General features: G+C 61.7%; 14 protein-coding genes. 4 read left to right on the top strand and 10 right to left on the bottom strand.

The window, feature by feature from the left end:
* Window positions 1-54 precede the first annotated feature (54 nt).
* Window positions 55-1,923, bottom strand: a complete 1,869-nt coding sequence (locus ACFWYE_RS21130; RefSeq protein ID WP_379114076.1) for a chloride channel protein — start codon at window positions 1,921-1,923, stop codon at window positions 55-57.
* 65 nt (window positions 1,924-1,988) lie between these two features.
* Here ACFWYE_RS21130 and ACFWYE_RS21125 point away from each other — a divergent pair, with 65 nt between their 5' ends.
* The gene (locus tag ACFWYE_RS21125; RefSeq protein WP_379066542.1) at window positions 1,989-2,444 is read left to right on the top strand and encodes a MarR family winged helix-turn-helix transcriptional regulator; all 456 of its coding nucleotides are present in this window, start codon (window positions 1,989-1,991) and stop codon (window positions 2,442-2,444) included.
* A 33-nt stretch (window positions 2,445-2,477) separates the two neighbouring features.
* Here ACFWYE_RS21125 and ACFWYE_RS21120 read toward each other — a convergent pair whose 3' ends face one another.
* Window positions 2,478-4,706 (bottom strand): transglycosylase domain-containing protein, encoded by a 2,229-nt coding sequence (locus ACFWYE_RS21120; RefSeq protein ID WP_379114074.1) that lies wholly within the window; start codon window positions 4,704-4,706, stop codon window positions 2,478-2,480.
* A gap of 202 nt (window positions 4,707-4,908) precedes the next feature.
* Between ACFWYE_RS21120 and ACFWYE_RS21115 the strand changes: the two genes are divergently transcribed.
* Window positions 4,909-6,723 carry a M2 family metallopeptidase gene (locus ACFWYE_RS21115; RefSeq protein ID WP_379066538.1) on the top strand — a complete coding sequence of 605 codons (1,815 nt, stop codon included), beginning with the start codon at window positions 4,909-4,911 and terminating at the stop codon, window positions 6,721-6,723.
* 385 nt (window positions 6,724-7,108) lie between these two features.
* Window positions 7,109-7,414, top strand: coding sequence for a DUF982 domain-containing protein (locus tag ACFWYE_RS21110; RefSeq protein ID WP_054309651.1), 306 nt, complete (start codon window positions 7,109-7,111; stop codon window positions 7,412-7,414).
* Between the two features lie 189 nt (window positions 7,415-7,603).
* Here the strand turns inward: ACFWYE_RS21110 and ACFWYE_RS21105 are convergent, their stop codons facing one another.
* From ACFWYE_RS21105 to gstA, 8 genes are all read right to left on the bottom strand, one after another.
* The gene (locus ACFWYE_RS21105) at window positions 7,604-7,858 is read right to left on the bottom strand and encodes a GlsB/YeaQ/YmgE family stress response membrane protein (RefSeq protein ID WP_379066536.1); all 255 of its coding nucleotides are present in this window, start codon (window positions 7,856-7,858) and stop codon (window positions 7,604-7,606) included.
* Between the two features lie 206 nt (window positions 7,859-8,064).
* Window positions 8,065-8,316 (bottom strand): hypothetical protein, encoded by a 252-nt coding sequence (locus tag ACFWYE_RS21100; RefSeq protein WP_379066535.1) that lies wholly within the window; start codon window positions 8,314-8,316, stop codon window positions 8,065-8,067.
* Window positions 8,317-8,412: 96 nt separating this feature from the next.
* Complete coding sequence (locus tag ACFWYE_RS21095; RefSeq protein WP_379066533.1) at window positions 8,413-9,033, bottom strand: ribonuclease D; 621 nt, start codon at window positions 9,031-9,033, stop codon at window positions 8,413-8,415.
* Window positions 9,034-9,043: 10 nt separating this feature from the next.
* A complete protein-coding gene (locus ACFWYE_RS21090) occupies window positions 9,044-10,429 on the bottom strand; it encodes a M20/M25/M40 family metallo-hydrolase (RefSeq protein ID WP_379114072.1) in 1,386 nt (461 codons plus the stop codon).
* Between the two features lie 92 nt (window positions 10,430-10,521).
* Window positions 10,522-11,451, bottom strand: coding sequence for a lipid kinase (locus ACFWYE_RS21085; RefSeq protein WP_379114269.1), 930 nt, complete (start codon window positions 11,449-11,451; stop codon window positions 10,522-10,524).
* Window positions 11,452-11,770: 319 nt separating this feature from the next.
* The gene (locus tag ACFWYE_RS21080) at window positions 11,771-11,992 is read right to left on the bottom strand and encodes a 4-oxalocrotonate tautomerase family protein (RefSeq protein ID WP_379114070.1); all 222 of its coding nucleotides are present in this window, start codon (window positions 11,990-11,992) and stop codon (window positions 11,771-11,773) included.
* A gap of 15 nt (window positions 11,993-12,007) precedes the next feature.
* Window positions 12,008-12,400 carry a nuclear transport factor 2 family protein gene (locus tag ACFWYE_RS21075; protein ID WP_379114068.1) on the bottom strand — a complete coding sequence of 131 codons (393 nt, stop codon included), beginning with the start codon at window positions 12,398-12,400 and terminating at the stop codon, window positions 12,008-12,010.
* Window positions 12,397-13,011 carry a glutathione transferase GstA gene (gene gstA, locus ACFWYE_RS21070; protein WP_379066525.1) on the bottom strand — a complete coding sequence of 205 codons (615 nt, stop codon included), beginning with the start codon at window positions 13,009-13,011 and terminating at the stop codon, window positions 12,397-12,399. Before gstA ends, ACFWYE_RS21075 begins: the two co-directional genes overlap by 4 nt.
* Window positions 13,012-13,129: 118 nt before the next feature.
* Here gstA and ACFWYE_RS21065 point away from each other — a divergent pair, with 118 nt between their 5' ends.
* Window positions 13,130-13,516 (top strand): winged helix-turn-helix transcriptional regulator, encoded by a 387-nt coding sequence (locus tag ACFWYE_RS21065; RefSeq protein ID WP_379066523.1) that lies wholly within the window; start codon window positions 13,130-13,132, stop codon window positions 13,514-13,516.
* Window positions 13,517-13,557 lie beyond the last annotated feature (41 nt).

Raw genomic sequence — 13,557 nt, 5'->3', positions numbered from 1 at the left:
TCGCATTTTTGTAACGCCAAGTGATTCCACTTGGCTACAAAATGCTCTAGCCCGTTAACTGGAGTTAGCCGGTTTCGCCTTCACTGCCTTGCGAACGGCGGGTTGCCGCCTGAGTAACCTTGCGCGGTCGCGCTCCTCGGCGACGCGCCGCGCCCTCGCCTTCAGCAGATCCTTGCGAGCAACCAGGCCCACCAGCCTGCCTGACGCGTCGATTACCGGCACGCGGCCGATCCCGTTTTCCGCCATGCGGTCCGCCAGATGACCGACCAGTTCGTCCGGTCTGCCGAACAGGGGCTCCTCGACGAGCATGTCGCCAAGGGAGGCGGCACGATCGACGCCGCTGTGTTCGCCAAGCCAGGCCAGTACGTCTCCCCGTGAGACCATCCCCGTGACGGTCCGGTCCGATGCGATGACAGGATAGCTTTTATGGCGATGATCGGCGCTCATGAAGTAGTCGATCGTTTCACCCACCGTCCACGACGCATCGATCACGTCCGGCTCCTTCACCATCACATCCTTGACCCAGGCCTGTTCGAACGGATCGGCCTGGTATTCGCGCGTGATGTGAAGACCGCGACGGGCGATCTTCTCGGTGAGGATGGACCGCTTGAGCAGCAGCACCGTGGTGGCATAGGCGATCGCGCAGGCAACCAGCAAAGGCAGCAACGCATGCTGGTCTCCCGTCAGCTCGATCGCGAAAAGCGTTGCCGTCAGCGGCGCGCGCATCGTGCCTCCCATCATCGCCGCCATGCCGAGAAGCGCCCAGAAGCCGCCATCGGCCTGTGGCAGCACAGGCGACAGCAGCGCACCGAGCGCTCCACCGAAGATCAGCAATGGCGCCAGCACGCCGCCGGATGTGCCCGACCCCAGCGCCACCGCCCAGATGATCGCCTTGACGACGAGCAGCAGCAGCGCTGCCTGGAAAACGAGGTCGCCGGCGAGCAGATGGCGGATGTTGTCGTAACCAACGCCCAGGGCCGCCGGCTCGATCAAGCCGCCGAGACCGACGACAAGACCGCCGAATATCGGCCACCACATCCAGTGGATCGGCAGCTTCTCGAACAGGTCTTCGGTGCCATAGACCATGGCCGTCAGCAGGCCGGAACCCAGCCCCATCGCAAGCCCGACCGTCATCCATGACAGGAAGGCCGGCAGCGAAGGCTCCATCTGGCCGGCATAGGCAAAAAGCGGCGCCGGATCGAGCAGCAGCGTGCGTTCGGCCGCGGCAACGGCCACCGCGACGACCACTGGCAGGAAGCTCCTCGGCTTCCATTCGAACAGCAGCAACTCGACCGCCAGCAGTACCGCTGCAAGCGGCGTGCCGAAGATCGCGGTCATGCCGGCGGCAGCGCCCGCCACCAGCAGCGCCTTGCGTTCGCTGGAGCTGAGGTGGATCATCTGCGCAATCAGCGAGCCAACCGCGCCGCCCGTCATTATGATCGGACCCTCCGCGCCGAACGGACCGCCGGTACCGATCGAGACTGCCGATGAAAGCGGCTTGAGCACCGCAACCTTGGCGCTGATCCGGCTCTGCCCGATCAGGATCGCTTCGATCGCCTCCGGTATGCCGTGGCCGCGGATTTTCTCCGAGCCGAAACGCGCCATCAGGCCGATGATCAGGCAACCGACAACCGGTACTCCAACCATTCCCCATCCAAGCGGCGAACCGGCGATCGGCAAGGCTTCCAGGGAGAAACGTCCGTAATACGCCATGTTGGTGCAGAGGGTGATCAGCCGGAGCAGTATCCAGGCGGTACCGACAGATGCGGTGCCGACGACGACGGCGATTGCCATCAGCATCAGCACACGCGCATCGGCGGTGAAATCGCCGGGCCTGGGAATGGGGTATGCGGGGGAGAATTGGCGAGTCGGGCGGCCTGGCCCGGCATTGGCTGGCTTATGGATTTCGGTCGATGTAGGCATGATGTCAGCACTGTTGATGAACTTATATCGTATTACGATATAAATTCGGAGAAGGAAACGACCCGGTGATCAAAAAACCGAAAGCAGGATCAGGGCGACTTCGGGCGGGTGGCGCGGAAAGCGTCGACTATCGGTCGCTTGCCGAGTTCCGTTATGCGATCCGCAGGTTCCTTGCCTTCAGCGAGGCGGCGGCAAGCGAGGCCGGCCTGACAGCCCAGCAGCATCAGGCTCTGCTGACGATCAAGGGCGTCGGTGAGGCCGACGGCTTGTCAATCGGCGATCTGGCGACGCGGCTGCTGGTGCGGCAGCACACGGCGGCGGAACTCGCCAATCGGCTGGAGGAAGCAGGTCTCGTGCGCCGCCGACCCGATCCGAATGACGGCCGGCGGGTGCTGCTGACGCTCACGCCCGAGAGCGAAAAGCGCCTGCAGGCGCTTTCCGGTATCCATCAGGACGAGATCAGTTCGATGGCGCCGCAGCTCGTCTCCATTCTTGCGAAACTCAGCGGCACGCAAGATTAGCGCGAGAAGGTTTCCCGCAGGGCAATGCGGGGCTTAGCCGCCGCCCAGGATATCCAGGATCGAGGTGCCGCGCTTTTTTGTCGGCCCGCCGACGTCGCCTGGCGGCACCGGATGATCGATCGAGGCGGTGCTGCCATTGTCACGTGGCATCGCTGTGTCCTGCGCCTGCTGGCGAACTGCGCGCTGTTGCGCCGGCTGGTCCGCCGAGGCCGATGGAACGCCTCCGGGCACCGGTGCCGGCGGCGTCAGATCAAGCGGGATATCGTCCTGCACGATGGTGTCGGAAGGCGTCGAACGCCAGGTGCCGGGCAGCGGCTTAACCGGCACGCCTTGATGCGCAGCCATCATGAATTCATGCCACGCCTGCGCCGGCAGTGCACCGCCGGTCACGTTTTTCATGGCGGTGCCATCATCGTTGCCGAACCAGACGCCGGTAGTCAGATTGGCGGTGTAGCCGACGAACCAGGCATCGCGCGAATTCTGGCTGGTGCCAGTCTTGCCGGCGGAAGGCCAGCCGAAGGCGGCTTTCTTGGCGGTCCCGACCTCGACGGTGCCCGACATCATCGAATTCATCATGCCGATGATCTCGGCTCGCGCCACGCGCGGCGCCGACCCTTCCTTGGCCTTGTAGAGCACTTTGCCGTTGCCGTCGGTGATCCGGCGCACGAAATGCACCTCCGGCCGGAACCCGCCATTGGCGAACGGCACATAGGCCGAGGTCAACTCCAGCGGCGTCACCTCCGACGTACCGAGCGCGATTGCGGTGTTGTTCTGCAGATCGGACTGGATGCCCATGCGGTGCGCGGTATCGATGACCGCGTCGGGACCGACTTCCATGGTCAGTTGCGCAGCCACCGAGTTCAGCGATTTGGCAAGCGCAGTCGCCAGCGTGACCTTGCCATAATATTTGCCCTTGAAGTTGTCGGGCGACCAGTTGCCGATGCGGATCGGCGCATCGTTGCGCACGCTGTCGGGCGTGCGGCCGGCCTCAAGAGCCGTCATGTAGACAAAGGGCTTGAAGGCAGAGCCGGGCTGCCGCCGCGCTTCGGAGGCGCGATTGAACTGGCTGGTCGAATAGTCGTAGCCGCCGACCATTGCCCGCACCGCGCCGGAATTGTCGATCGATACCAGCGCGCCCTGAGTAACATTGAGCTTGCTGCCCTTCGCGTCGATCAACTCGCGGATCGACTTCTCGGCGAGTTTCTGCAGCGTCAGGTCGACCGTCGTTTCCACGACAATGTCGCCGCGCACGTCGCCGATCAGGGTCGGCAGCTCTTCTACGATGGCGTCGGCGACATAGTTTTCCGAGCCGGTCCAGTAGGACGGCGCGCGCACGGCCGGAGCCGCCATCGCCGTTTTCAGTTCCTTGTCGCTGATCATGCCCTCTTCGCGCATGGCGCCGAGCACCAGCTGTGCACGGCTCTCGGCCGCCTTGGGATCGCGCGCCGGCGAGAAACGCGACGGCGCTTTCAACAGGCCTGCCAGCAACGCTGCCTCGGAGAGCGTCACGTCGCGCGCGCTCTTGCCAAAGTAGCGGCGCGAGGCGGCTTCGACGCCGTGCGCACCGGAGCCGAAATAGACCCGGTTCAGATACATCTCCAGGATCTGATCCTTGGTGTGCTTCTGCTCCAGCCAGATGGCGAGCAGAACCTCCTGCACCTTGCGCTCCAGTGTGCGATCCGGTGTCAGGAACAGGTTCTTGGCGAGCTGCTGCGTCAATGTCGAGCCGCCTTGCCGCAGGTGACCACCGATGAGGTTGGTCACCACCGCGCGGGTAAAGCCGATCGGGTCGATGCCGTAATGGGAATAGAAACGCCGATCCTCAATGGCGATGACGGCTTCGGGAATATAGCGCGACATCTCGTTGAGCCCGACCGCCTCGCCGCCGCTCATGCCGCGGTTGGCGATCAACTGGTCATCGACATCGACGATCTTGATGTTGGGCGCACGGTCTGGCACCGACCACGTGGTCGCCGCAGGCATCTTGGCCCCGTAGTAGACGACGACGCCGGCAACGGCGATACCGCCCCAGATGGCCAGCACGAAACACCAGTAAAGCAGCCGTCCGAACAGACCGGTCTTGCTGCGCCTGCGCCGGCTGCCACGAGCCGCCTTCGCTTTGGCCGTGCCACGTTTGCTGGAGGATTTACGGTTTCCCGGCACGACGCGGTCCTCTTCCCGCACCGAGAATCCCGTCGAAGAAGCCGTCTGCGACGGCCCGTCGAAGCTGGGCTCGATGCGTTTGTCCCTGCGGTCCGCCATGCGCGCTGCCGATAGTCCCGATGCCGATGGCGCTTCGGTGAAGACTAGATGAGGCGGTTTAAAGGCGGGTTAAGGGAAGCTTCGGCCAGCGCACAGGCGAGCTGGACCATTCGATCCGCGAGATTGCGCGCACGTACCCTTGACCCTGTCCGTACTTGCCGTAGCTTCGGCCTCGGCGGGCCGGGACGTGGAGGACATGTCTATGAGATGTACCCTTCTTGCGACTGCGGCAGCGGTCGTCCTGCTCTCTCAAGCGCCGGCTTTTAGCCAGTCAGCCAGCCCAACCATCGAGGATACGGAAAAATTCCTCAGGGAAGCTGAGGTCGCGCTGAGTGCCGATTCGGTTCGGGTCAACCGGATCGATTGGGTGAACAGCACATTCCTCACTGAAGACACCGATGCGCTGGCGGCCGAAGCCGGTGCTCGTCAGACCGAGCTGTCGGTTCGCCTCGCCCTGGAAGCCTCGAAATTCGACAAGGTCGAAGGCCTTAGCGACGAGGTCAAACGCAAGCTCAACCTCCTGAAAGGCTTCATAGTGCTGCCGGCGCCAACGACGGCAGGCGCCGCCGACCAGCTGAACAACATCTCCACCAAGCTGCAGTCGGCTTATGGCAAAGGCGAAGGCACGCTGCGGGGCAAACCGATCAACGGCTCCGACATCGAAGAGCAGATGTCGATCAATCGCAATCCGGAAGAATTGAAGGAGATGTGGACCAGTTGGCACGACAATGTCGGCGCCCCGATGCGTACCGACTATCAGCGGCTGGTCGAGATCTCCAATGCCGGCGCCAAGGAACTTGGCTATCCTGATGTCGGCGCGATGTGGCGCTCGCAATACGACATGCCGGCGGATGACGTCACCAAGCTCACCGACAAGATCTGGGCGGACACGAAGCCGCTCTATGACGACTTGCACTGCTATGTGCGCGGCAAGCTGAACGAAAAATACGGCGATGCCGTGCAATCCAAGACCGGCCCGATCCGTGCCGATCTGCTCGGCAACATGTGGGCGCAGGAATGGACCGGCATCTATGACATCGTCGCGCCGGCGGGCGCCGGCGATATCGGCTACGACCCGACCGAATTGCTGAAGTCAGCTGGCTACGACGACAGGAAGATGGTCGAAACCGGCGAAGCCTTCTTCACTTCACTCGGGTTCCAGAAGCTGCCGGACACGTTCTGGAAGCGGTCGATGTTCGTGAAGCCGGCCGACCGCGACGTCGTGTGCCACGCCTCGGCATGGGACATCGACAACCAGGACGACGTGCGCATCAAGATGTGCATCAAGGTCAACGGACAGGATTTCGTCACCGTCCATCACGAACTCGGCCACAATTTCTACCAGCGCGCTTACAAGGCACAGGACTTCCTGCACATGAATGGCGCGAACGACGGTTTTCACGAGGCGGTCGGCGACACCATCGCGCTGTCGATCACGCCTGAATATCTCGTTCAGATCGGCCTGCTGCCAAAAGACAAGGTTCCAAGCAGCGACAAGGACATCGGCCTGCTGCTGCGTCAGGCCATGGACAAGATCGCCTTCATGCCGTTTGGCCTGCTGGTCGACAAATGGCGTTGGGGCGTTTTCGACGGTTCGGTGACGCCGGAAGGCTATAATACGGCCTGGAACGACTTGCGCCTGAAATATCAGGGCATCAAGCCGCCGGTCGAACGCGGCGAAGCGTCGTTCGACCCTGGCGCGAAGTACCACATTCCCGCCACCACGCCCTACCTGCGTTATTTCCTCGCCAATGTGCTGCAGTTCCAGTTCTACCGAGCCGCTTGCGAGCAGAGCGGCTGGAAAGGCCCGTTGCATCGCTGCTCATTCTACAACAACAAGGAAGTTGGCAGGAAATTCAACGCAATGCTGGAAATGGGCGCCTCGAAGCCCTGGCCGGATGCGCTGGAGGCATTTACCGGCCAACGCGAAATTTCGGGTGATGCGATCATCGCCTATTTCGCACCGCTGCAAGCCTGGCTGAAGGAACAGAACCGAGGCAAGAGCTGCGGCTGGTAGAGAGCAGCAGGCCGCGTCGTGACCGGGTTCGCGGGCTGGAGCCACTCCGGCTCCGGCGCGCCTTTGCTGCTCAAATGCCCTTTTCGGTCAATTACTCTGCGAAAACAGACTGCGTCACTCTTTCGTGACTATTCACCGGGGAACTTTGCCGGGAGTGGACCGTTAATGGGCACTTCCTGAGGAGTTTTTCGTCCGCTTGAAGTCAGGCATGTCCCTCCATGTCCTGTAAACGGCTCGCTGCAACACCCCCTGCAGCGAGCCGTTCAGTTTGGATACCTCCCCAAGATCAATTTTTGAATCCGACGATCAATCCTGCGTGCGCGGCCTGTTCGCCCTACCAACAAAGGAGTAGTGTCATACTGCTCCAATGTCTGGGAGGTAGCCAATGAACCGCCTGCAATTTGTCGTGCCGGTGCGGCTTTCGCGTGGACCAGGCCATCCGATCAAAGAAATCGAAGGCGTTGCCGAAGCGATCGCATTCCTACGTGAATGGCCTGCAGGGCGTCGCGGCCCTGTTTTCAACTGTGCCATGAATTGCTGTCTCGCCGCCGATGCCGGCCAGATCAGCACCGATGATGCACGCCGCTCCTTTGCCGGCTTCATCCGCATCAGCGGCATGCTCGTCGATGAGAGGATTGGCCACTATGTGGTTGATCACAGCCATGAAAGGCCTATGCGCAGAAGCGCCTAGAGCAATTCAGGAAAGTGCGCGGCGGTTTTCCGTCAGGAATTGCGTAAACAAAGCGCTGGAGCGGTTCCGCGTTCCCATGAAAATGGAAGCGCTCCAAGGTCGATCCGAGTACGAGAGAACCATTCTTCAAAGTCATTCCCAGGGCATGCCCTGGGAATGGATGGTGTGTTCTTACACTGTGGCAGGCACTCAGGCCTGTTTGACCAGCCTGATCAGCACCAGAAGAATGATCGCGCCGATTGCGGCGTGAATGATCGAGGCGATGATGCCCGAGCCCAGGCTGATGCCCAGCGTCGGGAACAGCCAGCCGGCAATGAAGGCGCCGACGATACCGACGACGATGTTACCGACCAGGCCGAAGCCGAAGCCTTTGACGATCAAGCCGGCAAGCCAGCCGGCGATCGCGCCGATGATGAGGAAGACGATCAGACTTTCGACACCCATGGCAGTCCCTCTCGAACATGGGCCAAAACCAGGCGAAGCTGCGAATCAGGCCCCGGTTGCAATGCGGGGACGATAGTTCAACCTGCCAAGAAAAGCCAAGCGCTCTAGAGCATTTCCAGGAAAAGTGCGCAGCGGTTTTCCGTCCGGAATTGCGTAAAAACAAAGAGTTAGAGCGTTTCCGCGTTTCCCCGAAAAACGGAAACGCTCTAGGCGTCGTCGTCCTCGTCATCGGAGGCCGGACGCCAGCTCGTCGGCTCAATCTTCTTCTGGGTGTGGCCATCGATCGCCGCCCACCAGCCGACATCAGCTGGATTGACGTCGCCACCAAGGGCTTTGAGCCTCTCGGCGGAACGATATTGCGCGATGGATTCGTTCAGCACCCCATCACCGTCGGTCCAGTAAACGGTCACCTTGGACCCGTCTTTCGGCGCGGTGTCGATCGGTTGCCTTGCAGCCATGGTTCCAACCTTTTCACTTGAGCATGATCTTTTCCGAAAACCGGTTCCCGTTTTTCGGCATCACGCTCCATCCACCCGGGTCAGCGCGGCGGGCGCTCAACTGTGGGCGAAAATATCCTCTTCGTCCCAGCCCATGAGATCGAGTTTGGCACGGGTCGGCAGGAAGCGGAAGCAGGCGTCGGCTTCCTTTGTCCTGCCGTCACGCTGCAATCGGCCGGCCAGGACATCGCGCAGCCGGTGCAGATAAAGCACGTCGGACGCGGCATATTCGAGCTGCTCCGGCGAAAGCGTCTCGGCCGCCCAGTCTGAAGACTGCTGCTGCTTCGACAGGCTGACACCAAGCAATTCCTGGCAGATATCCTTCAGCCCGTGCCGGTCGGTGTAGGTGCGCACCAGCCGCGACGCGATCTTGGTGCAGAACACCGGCTCCGGCATCACGCCGAAAGCATTGTAGAGCACGGCGAGATCGAAACGACCGAAATGGAACAGCTTGGAGACCTTGCGGTTCTTCAGCAGGCTGACCAGGTTCGGCGCCTTCTTCTGGCCGGCTGCGATCTGGATGACATCGGCCGAGCCGTCGCCAGGCGAAATCTGCACGACGCAAAGCCGGTCGCGGTGCGGGTTGAGGCCCAGCGTCTCGGTGTCGATGGCAACCGCGTCGACATCGTAATGGCTGAGATCGGGCAGATCGTTCTTGTGGAAGCGAATGGTGTTCATGGCCGGTGTCTCAGCGGGTCAACGCGTCGAGGATGCGCGCCCAGGAGCGCTGTCCCTTGTGGAACGAGCTCAGATCGTACTTCTCGTTCGGCGAATGAATACGATCGTCCGAGAGGCCGTAGCCGACCAGCAGCGATTCCATTCCGAGGAAATTCTGGAAATCACCGACGATCGGGATCGAACCGCCCATGGCTATCATCACTGCCGGCTTCGGCCATTCATCCGACAGCGCGTTCTTGGCCTTGGTCAGGAATGGCGAGTCATAGGAAAGCTGGATCGCCGGCGAGCCGCCATGCGGGTGGAATTCGACCGAACAGTCCGCCGGCAGGCGGTCCTCGACGAACTTGCGGAAGGCAGCGCGGATCTTGTCCGGATCCTGCTTGTGCACGAGGCGGAAGGAGACTTTCGCCGAGGCTTCCGCCGCGATCACCGTCTTGAAGCCCTTGCCGGTATAGCCGCCGATGATGCCGTTGAACTCGGCGGTCGGGCGCGCCCAGACCAGTTCCAGCACAGAACGGCCCTTTTCGCCGGCAGGCACAGAGAGACCGATCGGACCGAGGAAAGTCTCTGCCGTCTCACCCAATGCTTCCCACGACTTCAGCACCTGCGAAGGCGTCTCTTCGACGCCGTCGTAGAAGCCCGGAATGGTCACCCGTCCGGTTTCGTCGTGGATGTCGGCCAGGATTCTGGCCAGGATGCGGATCGGGTTGGCCGCGGCGCCGCCGAATTCGCCCGAATGCAGGTCGCGGTTTGCAGCCCTGATGGTGATCTCCTCGCCGACAAGACCGCGTAGCGCAGTCGATATCGCCGGGGTTTCGCGATCCCACATGCCCGTGTCGCAGACCAGGGCGAAATCCGCCTTCAGTTCCTTGGCATTGGCGTCGAGGAACGGCTTCAGCGATGGCGAGCCGCTCTCTTCCTCGCCCTCGAACAGGATGGTGATGCGGCAGGGCAGCGCACCATGTTCCGCCTTCCAGGCGCGGCAGGCTTCGACGAAGGTCATCAACTGGCCCTTGTCATCTGCCGAACCACGGCCGGTGATGACCTTGCGGCCAGGCTCGATCTCCTTCATCGCCGGCGCGAACGGGTCGTCGTGCCAGAGATTGAGCGGGTCGACCGGCTGCACGTCATAATGGCCATAGAACAGCACATGCGGCGCATTTGCCGGGCCTTCGTGATGGGCAACTACCATTGGGTGACCGGGAGTATCCCGCACCGACGCGTCGAAGCCGATCGACTTGAGATCCGCGACGAGCCATTCCGCGGCTTTGCGGCAGTCCGCCGAAAAGGCCGGATCGGTCGAGATCGACTTGATCTTCAACAGGTCGAACAGGCGATCGAGGCTCTGGTCGAGGTTCTTGTCGAGACGGTCGAGGACGGGATTGAGAGCGGTCATTGCGGGCCTTCTGATCTGAAAGGGCGATTCCGCGGCGACCCTAATGGATGCGTCGTCCAAAGAAAACCGCGGCTGGCTGATTGGCTCTATCGTCAGTCATCGGTGCCCGGCGGCGCATAGACGGCGATCGCCTCGGGATGCACGACAAAGGATGCCGGCGTCGAGGTGACGATCTCGCCGTCGGTGTTCACCGGCTGCGGCGTCTTGGTGGTCACGTCGAATTGCACGCAGCGGGCAGTTCTAACCTCATTCCACGCGCCATGCGTGCCGGAGCGGAACGAGCGCAGCATCAGCGCCAGCTTCCAGACATTGCTCATCTCGAGACTGTAGAGGTCGAGGAAGCCGTCATCGATCGCAGCACTTGCCTCCACTACATTGCCGCCACCGTAGTGGCGGCCATTGCCGACGGCGATCTGGAAGGTCTTGACCCGCACCGTGTCGCCCTTCTCGCGGATCCAGGCCGTAAAGGGCCTTGCCTTGAACAGGACACGCGAAGCGGCAATCGCATAACCGAGACGACCCCAGCGGCGCTTGATTTCCGGCCTCAGGCCTTGCGCAAGTTGTGTGGAGAGCCCGATGCTGGCCACGTTGAAAAAAGCGTGTCCGTTGACCGAACCGAGATCGATTCGCCGCTCATAGCCGCCGACGATGACGTCGACCGCCTGCATGATGTCCATCGGCAGGCCAAGTGTGCGAGCGAGGTCGTTGGCGGTGCCCATCGGCAGGATGCCCATCGGCAGCCCACTTTCCATCACGGCCATGGCGCCGGAGGAAACGGTGCCGTCACCGCCGCTGATGATGATGCAGTCGGCCTGCTCGCGCAGCCGGGTGATGTCGCGGGCGAGTTCCGGCAACGCCGAGAATGGCTCGACAGTGACTTCCAGTCCGCCGTCGCGCAATCTTTTGATGATCCCGTCGAGCGGCATGTCGCCGCGCCGCGCTTTCTGATTGATGAGCAGCAGCGCACGCCGCTTCCGCGTCTTCGGCGTTTTTCGGCTCGCCGTCTTTTCCTGGGTCTCGATGATGGTCCTGCTCCCAAAAAAGTGCCGCCGTGGTGGAGGGGGAACCACGGCGGCGCTACTCGAAACAATGCGGCAGCCCGGAGAGGGGGAAAGGCTGCCGCAGATGTCCGGCATAGGCGGGGGACGGGCCTTGTTCCGGACTTTCGGCGAAAACTGCCGATGACCTGTATTTGTGTAGGCGAACGTGGCGATTCAAGGGCACGAACATTACACTTTCGTAACATGCCCGTGAGTGGCCATGATCGCCGGTTTTCAGCAGCAAACAGCGCCATTCGTCCTTTGCCGACGACGGCGGCGTCACCGCGGCTGTCAAGCAGTTTCAGTCTTTTGTCGAATGGCCTGAAACCTTTTGTCGGTACTGCTCGACCGGAAGGCCGCCGATACCCCAATGCTCCATCTCGACCTCGTCTATGACAACGACGGTGGTGGCCGGATTCTTGTCGAGCACGTCGACCAGGAGATCCGTGACGCCCTTGATCAGCGCGGCCTTCTGCTCCGTCGTCGCGCCTTCACGTGTGATCTTGATGTTGACATAGGGCATGGCGTCGTCCTCGTTTCACGATTTCAGATCGAAATGAAAAACCTTGGAGATGATCTGCCAGCGACCGTCGACATGGATAAGGGTCAGGAGGTCGGTGAAGAGTTTCGCGCCGATCGCGCAATGGAGTCGCACAAACGCGGTCACCGGGCCGGCGAACTCGATCGACACGATACGATCGACGCGCGGCTCGCCCCGACTGGCCGGCGAAGGCCGCTTGTCGACGATCGGAAAATACTCCTGCATCGTCCGATGCAGGAGCTTGCCCTCCGTCGCGCAGGCGTAGGTCGCCTGCGGATGAAAGATGCGACCGAGCCTTGCCGTGTCGCTGAAGTAGAGCCCGTCGAAGTAATCGACGAGCGCATCGGCGACAGCCGCGAAGGCAGAACCATGGGAAGCCTCGGCGCTCATGCCGCCTTTCCCCGCCCTTCGGCGGCCATTGCCGCTTGGACGGCCGGACGCTTGGCGACACGCTCGACGAACGCAGCAACGCGAGGCCACTTGGCGAGGTCGATGCCGGTCGGAGGCGCCCAGCTGACGATGGTGAAGAGATAGGCGTCCGCGACCGAGAAGCTCTCACCCATCAGGAAATCGCGCCCATCGGCAAAGACCTGCTCCAGAAGATCGAGCCGGCTGCCGATCTTTGCCCGCGCGGCCTCTTTCGCCTCTTCCGAAGCGCCCTGGAACAACGGACCGAAGGACTTGTGCAGTTCGGCCGAGATGAAGTTCAGATGTTCGACAAGCCGGGTACGCGCCAGGGTTCCTGGTTCCGGTGCCAGATGGCGTGCGCCGGCAGCGTCGGCCAGATGCTGTACGATCGCGACACCTTCGGTCAGCACTTCGCCATCTTCCAGCTTCAACGCCGGCACGTAGCCCTTCGGATTGATCGCCCGGAAGTCGCCGCCGCTTTCAGTGACCTTGGCGCGGATGTCGACCTTCTCGAGTTCGAAATCGTGGCCAAGTTCGCGCAGCACGATATGCGGAGACAGCGAACACGTGCCCGGAGAATAATAAAGTTTCATCAAGGGTCCTCTTTCAGGAATGAACGTCCAAACGGCTAGCAAATACGGTAACCTTTGGATACCATGTAACTTGAGGTGATCCGTTGAATCGGGTATCTCCCCGGTAACCGGAAAGACGATGCTCAAGGTCCGCAAGAACAAGGCCGTTGCGCCGCCCTACTCCTGCCCGCTCAGCGAATGCATGTCGCTGCTGGGAGGCGCATGGACGCCCAACATCATCTGGTGCCTCAGCGCGGAGCCACGCCGCTTCGGCGAACTGAGGGCGGATATCCCGGCCATATCGGCCAAGGTGCTGACATCCAGGCTGCGCGATCTGGAAGAGAAAGGCGTTTTGTGGCGGCGTGTGATGCCGACCTCGCCACCTTCGGTCGAGTACGGATTGACCGACCTCGGCGCCGAATTCATGCCAGCCATCCAGGCCATCATCGAGATCGGTCATAAGTTCAAGAATCGCAAAGCCGCCAAAGCGAGCGTTGCGTCCGAACGGGCCGTCCTCACGGCCTGAAGAGCTTCAGCCGAAAGCTGTTCGAAGAATGTCAGGAGACG

It is taken from the genome of Mesorhizobium sp. NPDC059025 (assembly GCF_042739655.1).
Classification (GTDB): domain Bacteria; phylum Pseudomonadota; class Alphaproteobacteria; order Rhizobiales; family Rhizobiaceae; genus Mesorhizobium.
The sequence above is the reverse complement of the archived record's forward strand: the minus strand, read 5'-3'. Positions and strand labels throughout refer to the sequence as shown.

Coding starts and splice junctions, on each gene's coding strand:
- ACFWYE_RS21130 (WP_379114076.1), bottom strand. CDS start 1,923: ATGCCTACATCGACCGAAATCCATAAGCCAGCCAATGCCGGGCCAGGC.
- ACFWYE_RS21120 (WP_379114074.1), bottom strand. CDS start 4,706: ATGGCGGACCGCAGGGACAAACGCATCGAGCCCAGCTTCGACGGGCCG.
- ACFWYE_RS21115 (WP_379066538.1), top strand. CDS start 4,909: ATGAGATGTACCCTTCTTGCGACTGCGGCAGCGGTCGTCCTGCTCTCT.
- ACFWYE_RS21110 (WP_054309651.1), top strand. CDS start 7,109: ATGAACCGCCTGCAATTTGTCGTGCCGGTGCGGCTTTCGCGTGGACCA.
- ACFWYE_RS21105 (WP_379066536.1), bottom strand. CDS start 7,858: ATGGGTGTCGAAAGTCTGATCGTCTTCCTCATCATCGGCGCGATCGCC.
- ACFWYE_RS21100 (WP_379066535.1), bottom strand. CDS start 8,316: ATGGCTGCAAGGCAACCGATCGACACCGCGCCGAAAGACGGGTCCAAG.
- ACFWYE_RS21095 (WP_379066533.1), bottom strand. CDS start 9,033: ATGAACACCATTCGCTTCCACAAGAACGATCTGCCCGATCTCAGCCAT.
- ACFWYE_RS21090 (WP_379114072.1), bottom strand. CDS start 10,429: ATGACCGCTCTCAATCCCGTCCTCGACCGTCTCGACAAGAACCTCGAC.
- ACFWYE_RS21080 (WP_379114070.1), bottom strand. CDS start 11,992: ATGCCCTATGTCAACATCAAGATCACACGTGAAGGCGCGACGACGGAG.
- ACFWYE_RS21075 (WP_379114068.1), bottom strand. CDS start 12,400: ATGAGCGCCGAGGCTTCCCATGGTTCTGCCTTCGCGGCTGTCGCCGAT.
- gstA (WP_379066525.1), bottom strand. CDS start 13,011: ATGAAACTTTATTATTCTCCGGGCACGTGTTCGCTGTCTCCGCATATC.
- ACFWYE_RS21065 (WP_379066523.1), top strand. CDS start 13,130: ATGCTCAAGGTCCGCAAGAACAAGGCCGTTGCGCCGCCCTACTCCTGC.